The sequence below is a fragment of the Streptomyces sp. NPDC006463 genome, assembly GCF_042870715.1.
GTDB lineage: Bacteria > Actinomycetota > Actinomycetes > Streptomycetales > Streptomycetaceae > Streptomyces.
The window spans coordinates 205,466-222,652 of the sequence record NZ_JBIAHP010000010.1; the positions used below are offsets into that span (position 1 = coordinate 205,466).

Genomic DNA, 17,187 nt, shown 5'->3' on the forward strand with positions numbered 1-17,187 from the left:
TCTAGACGCTGGTGGGCGCGCTTCGCGTCTGCCGGCAACGCGTTTGTTCACGACGAAGACGGGGGCCGACTGTGACCGAGAGCCAGTACATCAATGTCACGCCACACCCGCGCATCTTGGGTGTGCTGGGCGACATCGAGTTCTCTCACTGGCAGTGCCTGGCCGAGTTGGTCGACAACTCCTTCGACGAGTTCCAGGCGGCCGCCGGGACTGTGGACCGACCCTCGGTCGCGATCTCGCTCCCGCCGGCGAACTCGCAGCGTGCGACGGCTGAGATCAAAGTGCAGGACAACGGCCGGGGCATGAGCCTGGAGGCCGTCACCAACGCCATCAGCGCGGGCTGGACGAGCAACGGTCGACACGGTTCCCTCGGCCTGTTCGGCATGGGCTTCAACATCAGCACCGCCCGGCTTGGTCGACGTACCACGGTACGCACCAGTCGTGCGGGCGATCCGGACTGGATCGAGGTGACCCTGGATCTGGCGCGGATCGCCAACTCCTCCGAGTACCAGGCACCGTACCGCTTGACGCCCAAGGACAATCGTGACGAGCACGGCACCACGGTCACGATCAGCGAGCTCAAGCAGGAGCAGTACGCGACGCTCTGCCGCCCTCAGACGCAGACCGTGATCAGGGAGAAGCTCGGAGACGTCTACAGCTACCTGCTGGCGGAGAAGGGCTTCCTGCTCACGCTCAACGGCAAGAAGATCAGGCCGCGCCTGCCCTGTGTCTGGGATGAGAAGCGGACCGTCACCCGCCAGGGCGTGGAGATTCATGCTGTACAGAGGATCGACCGCGTTCTGAGCACGAAGAACGCGTGCATGGCGTGCGGATACTGGAGCACCGCCGATGCGGAGCACTGCGAGGAATGCGGACAGGACCGCCTGGAACTGCGGGAGCGCAGGATCTGGGGCTGGATCGGGATTCAGCGCTACCTCCACCGCACCGACTACGGGCTGGACTTCCTCCGTAACGGGCGCAAGATCATGCTCAAGGACAAGCGTGCCTTCCACTGGGAGGACGAGGACGGCATCGCGGAGCCGGAGCTGGAGTACCCCATCGACTCCGGGGCCGTGCCGATGGGCCGGATCGTCGGTGAGATCCATTGCGACCACGTCACTCCGAACTATCAGAAGACCGCCTTCGAGTTCGATACAGCCGAATGGCGTCAAGTCCTGCGCGAGGTCCGCGGAACCAGTCCCCTGCGCCCTAAGATCGCCAAGAACCTTGGGCTGCCGGAGAATCGCAGCCCGCTTGCCCTGCTATACGCGGGCTTTCGTCGCCAGGACCCGGGGCTCAACTACCTGATCCCCGGCGATGGACGTAACGCTCTCCACGAGACGGCGGTGAAGTGGGCCGGCTTGATGCGCAAGGGCGGCTACGAGTACCAGACCGATGAGGTGTGGTACCGAGCCGCTTATCAGCACGACAACCCGATAGCGGTGGACCCGCAACCGGAGAATGACGACATCCTCCCCGGGTTCGGGGCTGGACTCCTCGACCTGGATGACGAGCCGGAAGGCGGTGCGGCGCCGGGTGCGACGGGCATGACCGCAGCTGGTCAAGAACCGCCCGAGGACGAGGTCGCACCAGCGGAGACGCTGGATCAGAGGCTCCAGCGATACCGAGACAATGCCGACCCCATCGTGGACCTGACAGGCCCGTACTACCTTGAAGAATTGGGCCGCGTGGATCTGACGGCCTGGGCGGTCCGCGGACAGAACCTCGTTACCAAGGATGAGCGGCCCGCACCTGCGATCGTCTCGATGGTCCGAGCCCCGCACCTGGATGTTTTCGTCGACACCGGCCACCCGCTCTTCCGAGAGCACGGGGCGGACATGCGTGACCTGGCGCTCGTCGAGGTCGCGGAGTTTATGCGGGTACGGGCGAACATCGTCTCGATGCCCTTGAGTGAGATCGTGGCGCAGCTCAAGAGCCACACCTCCAGTCCTCGGCTGACGCCCGCGGCGACGGCGGAGGAGTCCGAGAGGCTGCTGGAACAGGTGCGCATGGCGATGGTGGCGCCTGTTTCGGCGAACCCCGCGGTGCACTGGCTGCTGCTCACGAAGGATGAACGAGCCGATGCCGAGCGCCGGTTCGCGGTCGAGGCCGGCGGAGCGTCCCCTTGGAACGACGCGATCTCCAGCGGTGAGTTCATCCGCTATGTCCCGGCCAGTGCGGTCATCCGTATCATCCAGGACTCCCCGGAGACTTTCCTCGACGGGTGCGTCTTCAAGCGCGGGTACATCGCTCTGAGCGATCCCGGCGCTCGAGCGCTCGTCGTGGAACGACTGCTCAACCCCCTGGGGGACCTCGCGCTCCTGGAACAGCACCGTCCACGCCTCGACGTGGAGGAGCTGGCCCGGATCAGGATCAGCTGCAGACTCATCGCGCGCGACCTCGCCGACAACACATAGGGGGAGCGGAATGCGATTCCTTGACGCGGCCTCGCTGTTGGACTCGGGCCCACTGCAGTTTCCTCGCCGCATTGAACGCCTCCTGTGGCACCTGGGCTTCTCCGATGTGTCCAATATCGATGGCTCCGGTGACGAGGGAGGCGACATCCTTGCCCTCCACAGGGGCGAGACCTGGGTGATCCAGTGCAAGTGGAAGCGGCACGGAGCCGTAGGAGCCGACGCGGTGGATGAGGTCGCTCGCGCCCGGGATCACTACCGCGCCCACAAAGCCGTCGTCGTCACCAACACTCGCTTCAGCCCTGATGCTCGGAAGCGGGTGGCGAATCTGGCACGCCTAGGTCCTGGGATCCTCCTGTGGGGCGGAACTGACCTGACGACCAGCTTCGACCGGGTACCACCCCGCTTTGGGCTAGTGACACCACGGCCGTACCAGACCGAAGCACTCCAGGCACTGACCGCCGATCTCGACGCCTCGGGTCGTGCGCTCCTTGTCCTGGCCACCGGCCTGGGCAAAACGGTCGTCGGAGGCGAGATGATCGCGGCGCACCTGCGACGCGTCCCCCAGGACCAGGTCCTGGTCGTCGCGCACGCGAAAGACCTCGTCCAGCAACTAGAGCGGGCCCTCTGGCGACACCTTCCCAAAGATGTCCCGACGCGGCTCCTCACGGGTGACACCCGCCCCGACGATCTCTCCGGTCTCACCTGCGCGACGGTCGGCTCGGCGCTGTCGGCCGCGCGATTCGGATACCGCCCAGGCCTCGTCATGATCGACGAAGCGCACCACGTAGGGGAAGAGGGCCAGTACGACGAGCTGCTGGAACTCCTCAGCTCGGCGAGGCACCTGGGCGTCACGGCGACCCCATGGCGCGGTGACAAGCACGACATCACCCATCAGCTCGGCGCCCCCAGCTTCAGCCTGGGGATCGAGGAGGGCATGCGGCGCGGCTACCTCGCTCAGGTCGACTACCGCCTGTTCGTCGACGACATCGACTGGGACATCGTCCGCGAGGCCAGCGACCACTCGTACGGACTGGCCGAACTCAACGCCAAGCTGTTCCTGCCCCAGCGGGACGAAGCCATCCGCGACGAGCTGGCCACCGCATGGGCCGGCACGCGTAATCCCCGGGCCATCGTCTTCTGCCGCACTATCGAACACGCCGAGCGGCTCGCTGACATGCTGCGGCGCACCCCCCTTTGGTCAGGTGCCCTCGCCATCCACGCGGGACTCGCCAAGAGAGAGCGGCAGAACCGCCTACTCGCCTTCCGGGCCGGCGAAGTGCCCATCCTGACGGCGATCGACATCCTCAACGAAGGCGTCGATGTGCCGGACGTGAATATCCTCTGCTTCGCGCGAGTCACTCACTCCCGCCGCATCTTCGTTCAGCAGCTTGGGCGAGGCCTCCGCTTGCGCGAGGGAAAGGAGCGAGTCACGGTGCTGGACTTCGTCAGCGACCTCCGCCGCATCGCTGCCGCACTCAAACTCAAACGCGCGCTCGACGGAGACGGCGAGATCGAGACCCTGACGAAGATCACCCCGTCGAACATCGACTTCAGCGACCAGAAGGTGGCCACCCTCATGGAGGAGTGGATCAAGGACGCTGCCAGTCTTGAGACCGCGTACGACGAGCACCGACTCCAGTTCCCCTCCACCCGCGCCCCCCAGGAGTAATCACCGTGGCCTTGCAGCATCTGCCTGCGCCCATTCGCGAGCGCCTTCTCATCGAGATCTACCAACAGGCCAATGACATGGACTGGGAGTTCTTGAGTAACACCGAGAAGACGAATCAGTACCGGCGATGGATCGAGGACCCCAAGGTTGGCGGCGTCCTGCTCGCCTACGGGCCAGAGAAGGACGCCAGGGTCTGGATCAAGGACGTCCCCATGAAGGAGTACGCCCGAGCGCAGGAAGGGATCGGGAGCTATGTCCGCTACGCGGTAAATCGGTTCCAGGGTCCGGAGGAAATTGTTCGTGCGGCATGTGGCAGCGGCTGGGTGATCAAGCCCGATTCTGTTGGGGAGAAGCCGAACCACTGCTATGTCGTCGCTGGCGACGCCACTCGATACATTTGCTGGGGCCGCGCCGCAAACTTCCGCGACCTCATCTGGGCCGCACTGAACGAGGCCATCGACTCGAAGGAGCGGCCCGCGATCGTCATCACGACCCGCAACGGCGAGACTGTCTCCACGGCCGAGCACACGCGCCAGGATCGCCTCGCGTTGCGTTGTGGGGCGGACCTGCGGTACCTGCATCGCGAGATGATCCCCAACCCGGACTACCTCGGGGTGACGGACGGTGGCCGCAGCCAATTGCAGCCCACGCTCATGGACTAGCCACCGGGAGACGTTTCGCTCAGGGTCGCCGGTGTGCTGGACGAGGTCATCGGCCTGTTCGATCCGGCCGTGTCCGTCCACGAGAACCGGCGGATCAAGTTGCGCAACTAACCGGCGGAGCGGGCCTCGGCCGGGGAGGAATGGCAGGTGGCCCTTCTTGCCGAAATCATGGTTGACCAGGGGTCCGCTGCGCGCCACTCTGCCGCCACCACCTCGAGAGTCCTCCGGGTCAGCAAACTTGGCGCCTTGACCAAACGATGAAGGCCAACGCGCTCACGGAGTCCAGAACGCCTGCCATGTGATTTCGTCGGATGCCCGGTCGGGAGCCGTGCCATCTACGGCAGGCAGGGTTCCGAACAGGAGGTTGCGGTCCAGAACCGTGTTGAAGCGCTCGCACGAGATTTCGCTGGTGTGCAAGCAGGCCGCGCATGCACCTCCAAATGAGCGGCGGCATGGCGGGTCGAAGACACACCGGGGATCGGCGGCGAGCTCGGACAACGCGTCGCCGAGGTCGTAGCGATATACGTGCTCGATGCCGCCCAACGTGAAGTCGCTGCGAGTGTTGGCGTAGACGAGGAACGTCAGTGCTGACGGGAAGAGGTACTCGGCGAGCGAGTCGATATTGAGTCCGCACCGGGCGGCGATTGCCTTCATGAACCGATGAGACATCGAGTGGAGCAGCCCGAGGACGCTGCGGGTGATCCGCTGCTCCGGGGCGTTGAACATATCGACGACTGGTTCTCGGACTCGCAGCAGCCACTTGTACGCGTTCGACTCGTCCGTGATCTCGGGGTCGGGAGCGACCCCAGAGTCGACCAGCCAGCGGATTACTTCCAGCGGCTGTACGCGGACGAGCAAACCCTCCGTCTCGGTCCGCTTGCCGTACATGGGGTATTTGCTGTTGGACGCTGGGAAGAACTTGAACCACGTGCCCTTGTCGCCGGCCCGTGTCTGCTGGACTGCGTGGGCCGAGATCCGCGTGTAGCCAGCGACGACGTTCGCGATCGGAAGTTCGCGCAGCAGAGTAACGTCGGCCAGCTTGTATCGGTCGAACAGCGCGCGGTACTCGCCATAGGTGGGGATCAGATCGGCCGACGGGGGGCTCCGCAGTAGGCCATCGACGTTCAGTGAGGGCGCCGCTGCGGCGCGGGTAAGGGAGAACGCCTCGTCTCCGATGACCTCCAGAGTCTCTGGGGGAAGCGCCAGAGACTCGACCTCCTTCTGCCATCCGCCTACGGACACAGCGGCCTGACGGGCCTTGGCCATCATCGACTCGTACAAAGGGTCGTCGGGGTGGATCCCGAGCGCCTCGCAGGTCGCCTTGGCCTGTGCCAGTTTGTCGTCACCACCGCCTCCGCTGGTCGCAGCGCGGAGCGCGTCGAGGCCCGGGGCAACCGCTCCGATGAGTTGTCCGACGGCGGCGGCGCCGATCGCGTCGCTCTTCAGGCCCGTGTACTCGGATCGTGTGGGCGGATTGATCACGGTCAAGGACTGCGGATAGTGGAGGGAGGTTTGCGGCACGCGCAGCACAGATGTGGGACTGGTCTTGCAGTCGGGGCAGTAGACGACACGTCGCTCTGCACGCGTGCCACACTTGCCGCATTGCCACACCCACTGGCGCGTGTCCAGCACGCGCCAGTTCCGCAGGAGCATCGGCCCGGAGCAGTTGTTGGCGCATCTGGGAGCCCGGATCTCGCGGAGCAGGCCGCAGTTATGCGCCTCGGCGAACTGGAACTGGGGCTTGAGGCCGTGCCCGGAGGGACAAGTCGGTTTCTGACTGGCGGGATTGACGATGCTTAGGTGTCCGCACTCGCGGCAGATGAATGTGTTTGGGAATCGTGAGGCCTGCAGGTCGTGGGCCTCGACGATGCTGTATTGCCCACGTTCGATGATGTCGAGTTCCGGACCGGAGTTCGGGATTCCGGAATGCTGCTGGGCGAAGGGCCGGATCAGTCGCTTCAACAGCGGGGCGAGCCATGCTTCCGGTACATCGAGTGGTGAGGCATGGCGGGGCGGCTCACCGATGACGGATACCTGGTTGCCCCAGTTGTATGGCTGGCCTGGCATGTGGTTCCACAGCGCTTGGGTGGCGGTGCGATTCAACGTGTCGTAGGTCATGGAGCGCTCCTCACACGTTTCCGTGGATGGTGATCGGTGCCTCGATGTCACGCAGCGAGCGCGGAACGGACGGGTCCAGGAGGTCGGCCGTCCTCGTATTGGACTCCCCAGACACAGCCAGGACGGACATCATCTCGTCGACGTACCGCGCGACCTCCGCGCGGTGCATGTCGTGGTAGTGGTTAGCCGGGTTGAGGCCGAGGCCGGCCGACAGATCCTCGATCAGGAGAGTCCGATCGAGGAATCCCGCGTCGAGGGCCTTGCGGAACTGGTCAGACTTGCTGAGCGCGTACCGGCTCTTGCCCGACGTGCTCCATGGGACCTCGTAGACCTGGAGGGTCCAGGCCATGAGAGCCCCAGAGAGCACCCTGCGCAGCACGGGCAGTGACTCGCGGTTAACCGGTACCTTGTGCACGAGCCGGTCGAGGTAGGTGATCCAGGCCGTGTAGTAGCGGAAGACCGACGCATCGCGGTCCCGTGACGGATTGAAGACGTGCACGATCAAGCCGGGGTGCGTGCGTCCGACCCGGGCCGTGGCCTGGATGACTTCCGCCGCCTGGGTGGGCGTGCCCATTAGGACCATGAAGCCGAGACGCGGCGAGTCGAACCCGTGGCCGATCGCCCTTGTGGCGGCGATGAGCCGGATGCGGCGGCTGGGGTCCTCCGGTGGAGCACCGAGTCGGCGGACCGCTTCGCGGACAGCGGCGGGCTCGGCGCTGCCGGAGATGATCGCGAGGTTGTCGCTGGTCTCGACCAGCGACTTGACGCGATCGTCGCGCGTGTACGAGGAGAGATCCTCATTGCGTAGGCAGTACCCGAGCAGGACCGCGTAGTCGTCGCGTAGCGCCCTCCCCACTACCGCGAGGACGTGAGGCTCGGCGTGGTCGAGTCCGGCGTCGCCAGCCGCTGAGGCAGGGTCTGCGATGGATCGCTCGAGCCATGCGGCGTACATGCGGGTCACCTCAGCGGCGGCGGTGACCATGGTGATGCCGCGAGGCCGCACGCCGACATAGCGGCGCAGCGGGTCCTCGGGGTCTGTGTAGGAGAAGAACGTCTCGCCGGCGTCAGGACCGGGGGCGGGGAAACGGCGGGCCGAACGCTGGTAGAGATGGCGCACCTGGTTCTCGTAGCCTTCGAGGGTGGCGGTCGCCGCCACGATGTGGAGGGGCCGGTTGCCGAGCCTGGCACCGATGTGCTGCAGGAGCGTCTCGTACATGCCGTCAAGGGCGCCCAGACTCTCCTCCAGGAGGTGCAGCTCGTCGGCGATCTCGCAGCGCAGGGACCCGAACCCGGGTGGGACCAACACCCGCGGCGCCTTGCAGCCGAAGACGGCACAGTAGGTCGGGTCCGTTGTATATCCGTGGTGAGGACATCGAGACTGCGCCTGGCCGAAGATGATCTGGAACGCCTTGTTCTGGGCGATCTGAGCGAGCCGGTCGACCGTGCCGACCAGTACGGAGGGGGCCTTTCGGTAGATGTCGTCGTCGACGACCCAGAGTGGCAGCACTCCGGAGAGCGGACAGGCGGGGTTCTGGCATGTGTGCCGCATGGTCCAACTGGCCTCGTCGAACTGGACGAGGACCCTGCGGCCGCTGCCAGATGGGTCGCAGACAGGGCAGTGCTCGAGGACTCGGCAGCGTTCGGCGAGATTCGGCGAGTGCGGGTCGACGCCATTCGAAAACCGGCTGTTGGCCGCGTAGATGCGGTTGGGCGTGTTGGTGCTACCGACGAAGAAACCGACGCCGAACGGATCTCCGGCGCTGACTCGCGGATCGGCCTGGCGCAGGACCTCTGCCGCGAACACGGCTTCAGCGAAGCGGGCCGTCTGCTGCGTGGACAGCAGTCGCAGAGGGAAGCGGGCCCAGACATTCACGCCGGCCGTTCCTCCGGTGAGGCGGGCGTGGAACAGGTGAATGAGCATGACACCGAGGTAGGCCTCGGACTTACCGCCACCGGTCTGCACGGTTTCGATCTGCACGCTGGGGTCGGCTTCTGGGTCCGCGACGGCCGGGAGACAGCCGACCATCCAGGCGATCTGGAACAAGCGCCACGAGTCGTAACCCTTGCTCGCGCCTACCATCTTCATGGCCCGGTTGGCGAGGACGAAGGCTTCACGTAGCACCTTGTCGCGCTCGATGGTGCGGACGCCAGCGCGGATCCACTCAACCTCGTCCCGGGCGATGTCAGCATCCTTCTTGGCCTCGGCCATGGCTTCATCGCTCCAGCCTCGAGCTGTCGCGCGCCCCGTAAGGGCGGTGTCCGACCAGTGCTCGGCCACCCACGCGGCGTGGGCGTCGACGATCGCGGTGACCGCCCCGACCGGGTCGGCGATCACGGCGTCGAACGTGGCGTCGATGACCTCGCCCTCGCCAGAGGTAGTCCGGGGGTGGGGGCGCTGGGTCAGGGCAGTCGCCCCGTAACCGGTTTCGAACGTCGTCACGCCGGTGGCCGGGTCGGTTGCCGCGACCACCGGGGAGGCCTGCCCAAAGGCGGGCACGGTGCGGTCATAGCGGTGGGAGTTCGCCACCTGTTCCAGGGTGTACGGGGCGAGGGCCGCGTCGGTGCGCGCCGCGACTCTGGCTTCGTACAGTCGGGTGTCCAGGTGCTGCCGGCCAAAGGGGATGGTACGCGCCTGGTCGGCAAACTGGGCCTCCTCGGGCGGCGTGGTGTTCACGATGGTGATCAGGACGTCGCGTCCTGCCTCGGTTGCCAAGACATCGACATCGAGCGCGGCGGCGAAGTCGGGGAGGGCGGCGTCGGCCGCAGCGATCAGGTTGTCGGCGCAGTACGACGCCCAAGCCACGTCGTCGGCCATGTCGGGGTCGCGCGGCAGCGATCCGGCTGGTGACGCCGTACGCCGGGGGCGAAAGGGCTCCATGCCTGCGGCCGGACGCACAGCAGCTCGGATCGCGTCCGCGATGGCCTGGGCGCCGAAGCGCGTGGACCCGTGTGCCCCGTTGTGGACCTCCACGCGCACGTTGACCGGTCCGACGGGAACCTTCATCCACACTGCGGCCAGTTGGCGGCCGGGTGTCCTCCCGCCGACCTGGGCGGCGGGTTTGGCGGCCGCAGGGGTGCCCATGTTGCCCGTGACCGCGTGTGTGAACGCGCGCTGCTCGGCCTCGGAGGCGTGCAGCGCGATGTACACCGCGAAGCTGACCTCAACGTTGATCTCGGCCGGATCCGACCCGGCGAGCCGGAATGAGAAGCCCTGAGCCGCCGGGACCAGGCGATCGCCGCTGAGGCCCTTGGCGCGGTCGGCGGTCAACTGCGGTTCGCTGGACAGCTGTCCGAGCCAGATCGCGCGCCTCTGCGCGTCGGTGAGGCGAACTCGGGCGGTCAGTTGCCCGCCAGCCGCCTCGGTGAGGATGTGCCGTTCAAGTGAAGCGAGCAGCGCGTCGCGGATCTTAGCCTCGAAATTCACAGCAGAGGTGCCGTCTGCGGGTGCCGCCGGTGTGGTGGCCATCATCTCTCGTTCCGTCCCAAGTGATACGAAGGACATGGAAGGCGCCTCGAGCTCGGACGTCGTCGCCCAGACGCGTGGGGTTGGGTCAGGCCACATAAGCTGGGCCTCATTTGCTCAGATCAGCGCGCTCTCTCCCCTCGAGAGTTGGGGGGCCGCCAGCTGCGGGATTACGGATCCCTCCATGAGGATGCCGATCGCGCTGGCCGGCACGCGCGCCAGCTTGGCGTGCACGGCCGTGACCCGGTGCAAGGTCACGGCCTCCAGGAGGTCGGCGACGTGGATCCCGAGGGCCGGGTCGATCAGCGCGTCGTCGTCGTTCACGCGCGCTCCGGTGATTTGTCCGGAAAGCCAGCGCCCGACCGACCGGTGGATGGTGCGGCTCGTGCATAGCGCCTTGCCCACCGGGTTCGCGCGGCGGAGCAACTCGGTGTCGCGGACCGCCTCCGCGAAGCGCCTGACGTCAGCCGGGTCTTCCGGGCCCTCGGAGTCCCCGCGGACCCAAGTCCCAATGGTTTGCTCGCTCGTGATCGTCGTCGGATCGGCGTTGCGTCGCATCGCCGCGAGTATCTCCCGATAGGTCCAACCGCTAGAAGAGACCCGCTCGACCCGCTCGTGCCAGAACGCAATCAGTGCGGCGAGCGGTGCGTACACGGGCAGTTCCGACAGGACGTCGATGACCGAGTCGAACAGGTTCCTGCGTGCGGTGGCGTCGACGAGCGCGATGACATCGCCGGCGTGAAGGGACTTGGCCGCGACCTGGCGCGTGTTCTTCTGCCGCTTGCGATAGACCATGTCGTTGGGGTGCATCAGCATCGCGCGGCCGTCGCCGAACTCAACAGTGATCGCGTCCACTCGGGCCCTGGAGCCGCTGCCACCGCCATGCACCGGTGGCGGGGTCTCTGCCGCGTCGGAACCCGCCGACCCAATCCTGGCCAGGACCTTCAGGACGTCGAGACCAAACGGCTCCCACGGCGAGTCGTCCACATCCCGCGCCACGTCAGTGACCTTGATGACAGTGGTGTCCAGCCGGACGACGACATGCGCATCGGCCGGACGGACCACGATCGGGTCGGTCCCGAGTCGGACCGCGCTCTCCATCGCGGTCTTCCCGCGTAACTCGGCCAGCGCCAGGAACGTGGTCCTCGCCTGCCGCGCCGCCCGCCCGGCCTCCCATTCCCCGGCGGCTGTGACCAGCAGCCTCGTCGCCACGGGAGCGGCCAGCAGACTGGCGTAGGCTCGCGGCAGCGGACCCGTGACCAGCATCGACAACACTGGCAGACCGGAGACCCGTCCGCAGGCGAGGTCGCGGACGGAAACCACCCTGATTCGCTCCGCCCAACCGTGCGGGACCAGCGGCGACTCGTGTAAGTCGGCAGTCAGTGCCGCCACGGCGGACTGGTTGCGCGTGACAATCATCCCAGTTCCGCGCCGCCCGGCCTCCTCACGGACCCAGTCCTGGACGAGAGCGAACTTCGGCCGTTCGCGGGCGGCCTCGTAGATGTCATCGAAGCCGTCGGCGACTACCGCCCAGGCATCCCGGGCCGATCCCGCACTCTGGCGGGATACGGCCTGCGCGTGGCTGGTGACGTCCCCCAGCAGGACAGAAAACGGACCTCGGGAGACGCGCGCGTCGTAGGAGGTGGGAGAGGTGACCGACAAGCTGAATGTGGACAGGACTCCCCACGCCCAGCGAACGGCATGCGCCATCGCGAGGTTCCCTGAGCCGCCAGTCAAGGCGGCGAGTCGTCCCAGAGCCTTCCACGTGCCGCTTAACGCCTGATCCAGCGATGTCGCGGCCTCTGGTGCTCGCACAACCCGCTCGGCCATAGCGGTGGCACGTAGCAACTCAGAGGAGGCAGCGAACTCGCCTATCGCCTCATCCGGGTTGAAGGGCGCCGCCAGGTCCCCGAGCGATGGTGGATCAAACGCCCATACGATGCCGCCTGCCTTGCTGATGGCGTCCAGATTCGAGTCGAACGGTGTGTCTGTGATGTAGACCAAGTCCTGGTCCCGGTGCAGAAGCGGCCCCAGATCGCCTACATCAGTAGCTGTCCCATCGATTACAAGCGCGCCACGACCGCTCACCCGTTCCAGCTCCGACGTGAGAATCAGCCGCCCGGACCGGTCACGAACGGGACCGCCGATGACCTCGACCTTGCCGTCCGTCGTAAGCCGCGCCCGCGGGATGAAATCGGCCAGCCTCTGGCTCTCGATGTACAGCTGGTCATAGGCGGCACGTTGCGACAGCCGCTTGGAGACCACCGTGGCGGTCACGTCGAGACTGCCGGTTCGAACGATCTGTGCCACCAGGCTGGCGGCCCCGAGCGCGATCGGGGTATCGGCAGCTGGAAGGGGAATGACCAAGGCCAGCGGCACCTTCCGTGCGCTGGCGGCATCGACGGCCTCTAGCAGTTCCATGTCGAAGCGGGTGGCCCCGAACTTGCGGACGCCCACGCCGGATACCCGACGCCGCAGCTTGCCGCGCCGGACCACATCCGAAAGGCCGCTCCAGCCCCGCGTGGCCATCTACGCTCCAGCCTTCCCCCGTCACGGAATCTTCATCTTTACCTTAGAGGTCCGCACTGACAGCCGGTGGCCCTGCGGGCCAGTTGGCGACGACCGGCCGCGATGTTCCTCGCTCCGGCTGCCCGGAGGGGCTCCGATGGAAGCAGTTGCCGGCCCGGCTCGTCGTCTACGCCTCGCCATCCGGGCGGATCGCGCGTGATCACGGGCGGGGCGACGTCGGCGGCTGGGAGCCAGCTGGGAGCCGGTCTGCTCCCCGAGGGCCTCTGAGACTCCCCCAGACCGTCCGAGGGCGAGGCTCTGACCAGGGGAAACCTCGTTCGTGCTGGTGGGGATCTTGGGTGGACCTCATTCGGGACGAAGAGGTCGTGGGTTCAAATCCCGCCACCCCGACAGAGAAACACCAGGTGAGAGCCGGTGCAGGGAAACCTGCACCGGCTCTTTCTGCGTCTGGATAACCAACTGAGCGACTACGGGTTCGGACCGGCCCTGTTCTCGTCCATGGCCGTCGCCCCGGTCTGGATCACGGGCCGGATCTGCTCCCGGTAGAGCGCATAGACGGCCTCGGTGACGGCCGTCCCGGGCGGGTCGCACCCACCGCGGCCGTCACCGCCGGGATCACCGACCCCGCACCCGACAGTCCTGTCACCCGAATGGCGCAACATAATGCGCCACCCACATGGGTGAAGATCAAGCTGGCTAGTGTCCCAACGGAGGCAATGCGCGAAAGGGGAACCAAATGCGCATTCGAAGAATGCTCGCCGCGGTCATCGCCACGGCAGCCCTCGCCGGACTCGGCCTCACGGGCGCCGCCACCGCCGCCACCGCAACTGCACAGGGTGCCTCAACCGACGTCACCCCTTCCGAGTGCAAGCAGGGCGGCGGAACGCCCGATCTGGCGGACAACGTCTGCAAGGGCGGTACGCACAACGGGGAGAAGGTCGACTAACCCCGCAAGGCGCCCCGCAGCCACCCGCCGCGGGGCGCTCCCGCGCGAACGTGGCCGGGAGAGTCGCCCGGCCCGTCGGGCACGCTAGATCCGACCCGGCCCGGAAGCATGCGGCGGGCGGGAGCGGAGAGCGGCGGGGCATGCCGACTGCGTCCGCGCCGGTCAGCGGGTGCGGAAACTGCCGGTGTACACGTCCGTACGGTTCTGTGGTGCATCGGAGTGGGTCTCGGTGAGCACCGCCCGCACCCCCTTGCCGTCTGCCACCAGGCCTTGGTAGTCGCCGAGGAAGTAGCCCCCGGCGAACGGGGCCTGCAGCCAGTCGAAGACCCGCGAGATCCGTCGTTCGGTCCGCAGCTCGGGGCCTCCGTGAGGCAGTGTGGCCAGCTGGTAGGCGGTGGGCAGGGTGGTGGTGTCCCCCGGCTTGAGGAAACGCAGGTCGTAGTAGGTGAGCGCGACCGTGCCCCGCTCGTCGACCGCGATCGACGGGGAGAAAGCCGGCACTCCCTCGGGGCTGATCAGCTCGGGGCTCCCCCAGGTGCGTCCGCCGTCGGTGGAGCGCACCAGCTGGACGGAGTTGAACTTGCCGGCGGAGAAGTCCGCGCCCTCGTAGGCCATGTACAGCGTGCCTGTCTCGGGGTCAACGGCCGGGCTCGGCAGGGTGGCCGCGGCGCGCAGCAGTTTGGTGGGGTCGTTCGGGTCGACCTCCGGTACGGAGGTGTCCCGTGCCACGGTGACCGGCGCGCTCCAGGTCTCTCCGGCGTCCGTCGAGGTGACCATCGCGTAGTGGGCTTCGAGGACGGTGGTCAGGTCGTCGGCCATGGTGATCGTGTCGAAGAAGTCGTACAGGGTGCCGGTGCTCCGGTCGGCGACGATCAGATGGCCGATGGTCTGGGTGTTGGGCACGGCGCTGGTGTCGACGAACCGCCGGGCCTCGCTCCAGGTGCGGCCGCCGTCGCGGGTGAGGGAGATGTAGCCGGGACCGTCGAGGGAGCTGGGGCCGGGCGGGTCGTTGTCGAGGCGGTTCCAGACCTGGTAGGCGGCGCCCTTGCGGATCGGGTCGGCGGTGAGTGAGGGCTTGTCGTTGAAGAACGGCTGCTCGTCGACGTGCGTGGTGGTGAGGTTCTGCCAAGTGCGGCCGCCGTCGCGGGACGTGACTGCCAGGAGGGCGCTGCGCGTGCTCTTCGTGAAGTCGACGCCCTCCCCGCCGGCGTAGACCGTTCCGTCCGGTCCGGTGCTCACCCAGGGGTCGGAGGCCCGTTCGTAGTCCGCGCCGCCGGGGGCGCACAGGCTGAACGGCAGCGTGCTCTGGCGGAAGGTGCGGCCGTCCGTGGTCCATGAGGCCGCCAGGCCGCGGGCGCCGCCGTCGTTCCAGCGGTCCTGCTGGTACACGGTGACCACGCGCTTGGGGTCGCGCGGATCGACGGACAGGTACGGCTCGACCTCGGTGCCCGGGTAGACGACGCTGTCGGGGGACCTCGCTCCGATGGTGCACCCCGCGTACGGGTCGCCGTGGGACACCTTGACCAGTGGTGTGCCGTCGGGGTTCCGGTCTGCTGCGGCGGGAGTCGCGCCGGTGACCGTGACGAGCAGGAGCGCGGCGGTGGCGACGGCGGTCAGGGGCAGGCAGACGCGCATGCGGGATCTCCTCCGGGCCTGTCGGCCGGGGTACGCGACCGCCGTCATCCGGGGCGGCCTGGGGCGCGGAGGAGTACCGGTACGTGGGTGTGGGGCAGCGACTCCGCTCGATCCTTTTCGGCGTTGCAGCCGGTGCCCTTGATGGGCCGAACGACGGAGTCGTCGTACCGGGGGTCGTCGAGGCACGGCGGAGCCGACCGGCGGGTGCACGTGCCGGTCGGCTCCTTGGTCGTGCTGTTACGGCGCCGTCTCGTAGGTTCCCGGAGAGGGCCGCGGGCCGCGTGCCGTTCGGGGATGCCGGCGGGGTCGGCCTTGCCCCAGACGGGTTGGAGCGGGAAGACCTGCTGGGCCTCTTCCTGGCCGACGCCGTTCAGGACGGCGGTGAGCGCGGTGTTCAGGACGGCGCGGACCGTCTCGAAGCGGTGACGGCCTCGGCTTCGAGACGGTCGGCATCCGCCATGGTGAGTGCCGCGGCGTCGAGAGGGGCGCGGGCGATCCACCCGACGGTGGACCGGGTGCCGTCACTTCATACCCCCCGCGTCGGGTCTACCGGCCGGACTGATTGCCCAGCCGTGCGCCGACGGGTCAAGTGATCGCCGACGTGGTCCCGTCAGGCAGCGTGCAGTAGTAGCCGGCGTAGGGGCGTGCAACGATCTGTCCGCCGGCGGCCGTGCAGTCGTCTCTGGAGATGTTCGGAGACGAGGCGGCCCCGGCGCTGACAGCGCCGACGGCGCTCACGCCGGCAAGGGTTGCCGCGGCCAGGGCGAGGCCCAGAATTCTTCGCATGCGCATGACTTCCTCCTCCTCTCAGGCGCCTTCGTTCGGCCTTCGGGAAGGACGAGTCTCAAGACGACGGCGCCCTCTTACTCAGCATGGGCGCTGCGCATGAGGCCCGCGCGGCAAGGCTGGGCACCGCGGCCCGGCCCCGGAGAGGCATGCTTCACCGACCTCGACCGGCCGCATCGGGAGGAGGAGCCGGGCCGTACCTGCCTCCGACCGGTGCCGGCGGGCGGCTGCCCCGCCCGGTCCTCTAACGCGGTTCGTGGGCCGCGGCCCGGCAGGCACCGGTCGCGGCGCCGCCCGCCACTCCGGCCTCGGTCAGCCCGCTCACACAACTCTGCAGGTCTCCGACCACGCCACGGCTGCAGGCCGCTGTGACGGAGTCGGAAGCGGTGGCACCGGCCAGTTCGGCCATCTGTACGCAGGCGGGGATGTCCGCCCGGACCGCGGGAGCGGCGAGGACCGCACCACCGAGGGTGAGGGTCAGGCCGGCGAGGGCACCGGCGATACGGGTCGACGTGCGCATGGGACGCACCTGCCTTCCGGGTTGGTCGCGCGGTCCTGGTCCGGGCGGGCCGGATCCACGCGGTGAGGCCGCCTGGCGACGCTCGGTGAGTGGTGCCCTGGCCAGCGGGCTCCAGACTGACCGCACGATTCTGCGTCGCATCGATTGAGCCGCACCGGGACATGGTCGCCAGGCCGAAGCAGAGGGCCCCGGACCGGATGGGACGCACTCGGACCTCCACTCGCGGGCCCCTCGCTCCAGCGTCGCATCCTCTCCCCCGCCCGGCCTGGGCATCCGGGTGGGTAGCCGCGCTGGGTAACCGCGATTGCGCGAAGCGCGGTAGCCGGCCCGTCCGGCCGACCAGGTGGATCGGACGGCCCAGCGTCCCGCCCGCCCTGTCCTCTGCACACCGCCGGGCGTGGCTCGACGGGGAGGATAGACTGCGCGCTGCGTGCTCGGTCCC

The 17,187-nt window shown here is 67.6% G+C and carries 10 protein-coding genes; 4 read left to right on the plus strand and 6 right to left on the minus strand.

Features of this window, described 5'->3' with window-relative positions; genetic code table 11:
* The first annotated feature begins 71 nt into the window (after positions 1–71).
* Genes ACFYOB_RS20025 through ACFYOB_RS20035 form a run of 3 tightly spaced genes read left to right on the plus strand, consistent with a single transcriptional unit; the run spans position 72 to position 4,748 of the window.
* Positions 72–2,417, plus strand: coding sequence for an ATP-binding protein (locus tag ACFYOB_RS20025; RefSeq protein WP_388561179.1), 2,346 nt, complete (start codon positions 72–74; stop codon positions 2,415–2,417).
* 10 nt (positions 2,418–2,427) lie between these two features.
* Positions 2,428–4,086 carry a DEAD/DEAH box helicase family protein gene (locus ACFYOB_RS20030; RefSeq protein ID WP_388561181.1) on the plus strand — a complete coding sequence of 553 codons (1,659 nt, stop codon included), beginning with the start codon at positions 2,428–2,430 and terminating at the stop codon, positions 4,084–4,086.
* A gap of 5 nt (positions 4,087–4,091) precedes the next feature.
* The gene (locus ACFYOB_RS20035) at positions 4,092–4,748 is read left to right on the plus strand and encodes a hypothetical protein (RefSeq protein WP_388561183.1); all 657 of its coding nucleotides are present in this window, start codon (positions 4,092–4,094) and stop codon (positions 4,746–4,748) included.
* 273 nt (positions 4,749–5,021) lie between these two features.
* On the opposite strand, the gene ACFYOB_RS20040 is transcribed toward ACFYOB_RS20035, so the two are convergent.
* From ACFYOB_RS20040 to ACFYOB_RS20050, 3 genes are all read right to left on the minus strand, one after another.
* Positions 5,022–6,866 (minus strand): hypothetical protein, encoded by a 1,845-nt coding sequence (locus ACFYOB_RS20040; protein WP_388561185.1) that lies wholly within the window; start codon positions 6,864–6,866, stop codon positions 5,022–5,024.
* Between the two features lie 10 nt (positions 6,867–6,876).
* Positions 6,877–10,335, minus strand: a complete 3,459-nt coding sequence (locus tag ACFYOB_RS20045; protein ID WP_388561187.1) for a hypothetical protein — start codon at positions 10,333–10,335, stop codon at positions 6,877–6,879.
* Positions 10,336–10,446: 111 nt separating this feature from the next.
* On the minus strand, positions 10,447–12,858 hold the full coding sequence (locus tag ACFYOB_RS20050) for a hypothetical protein (RefSeq protein WP_388561189.1): 2,412 nt from the start codon (positions 12,856–12,858) through the stop codon (positions 10,447–10,449).
* A 736-nt stretch (positions 12,859–13,594) separates the two neighbouring features.
* Between ACFYOB_RS20050 and ACFYOB_RS20055 the strand changes: the two genes are divergently transcribed.
* Complete coding sequence (locus ACFYOB_RS20055; RefSeq protein ID WP_388561191.1) at positions 13,595–13,804, plus strand: hypothetical protein; 210 nt, start codon at positions 13,595–13,597, stop codon at positions 13,802–13,804.
* 162 nt (positions 13,805–13,966) lie between these two features.
* Here ACFYOB_RS20055 and ACFYOB_RS20060 read toward each other — a convergent pair whose 3' ends face one another.
* The 3 genes from ACFYOB_RS20060 to ACFYOB_RS20070 form a co-directional block, all read right to left on the minus strand.
* The gene (locus ACFYOB_RS20060) at positions 13,967–15,439 is read right to left on the minus strand and encodes a sialidase family protein (RefSeq protein ID WP_388561193.1); all 1,473 of its coding nucleotides are present in this window, start codon (positions 15,437–15,439) and stop codon (positions 13,967–13,969) included.
* Positions 15,440–16,024: 585 nt separating this feature from the next.
* Positions 16,025–16,231 (minus strand): hypothetical protein, encoded by a 207-nt coding sequence (locus tag ACFYOB_RS20065; RefSeq protein WP_388561195.1) that lies wholly within the window; start codon positions 16,229–16,231, stop codon positions 16,025–16,027.
* 238 nt (positions 16,232–16,469) lie between these two features.
* Entirely contained in the window at positions 16,470–16,745 is a 276-nt protein-coding gene (locus ACFYOB_RS20070; RefSeq protein ID WP_388561197.1) for a hypothetical protein, read from the minus strand.
* Positions 16,746–17,187: the final 442 nt, after the last annotated feature.

Bases quoted from the DNA above. Each gene is read 5' to 3' on its own strand.
- ACFYOB_RS20030 (WP_388561181.1), top strand. From the start codon at position 2,428: ATGCGATTCCTTGACGCGGCCTCGCTGTTGGACTCGGGCCCACTGCAG.
- ACFYOB_RS20040 (WP_388561185.1), bottom strand. From the start codon at position 6,866: ATGACCTACGACACGTTGAATCGCACCGCCACCCAAGCGCTGTGGAAC.
- ACFYOB_RS20045 (WP_388561187.1), bottom strand. From the start codon at position 10,335: ATGATGGCCACCACACCGGCGGCACCCGCAGACGGCACCTCTGCTGTG.
- ACFYOB_RS20050 (WP_388561189.1), bottom strand. From the start codon at position 12,858: ATGGCCACGCGGGGCTGGAGCGGCCTTTCGGATGTGGTCCGGCGCGGC.
- ACFYOB_RS20055 (WP_388561191.1), top strand. From the start codon at position 13,595: ATGCGCATTCGAAGAATGCTCGCCGCGGTCATCGCCACGGCAGCCCTC.
- ACFYOB_RS20060 (WP_388561193.1), bottom strand. From the start codon at position 15,439: ATGCGCGTCTGCCTGCCCCTGACCGCCGTCGCCACCGCCGCGCTCCTG.
- ACFYOB_RS20065 (WP_388561195.1), bottom strand. From the start codon at position 16,231: ATGCGCATGCGAAGAATTCTGGGCCTCGCCCTGGCCGCGGCAACCCTT.
- ACFYOB_RS20070 (WP_388561197.1), bottom strand. From the start codon at position 16,745: ATGCGCACGTCGACCCGTATCGCCGGTGCCCTCGCCGGCCTGACCCTC.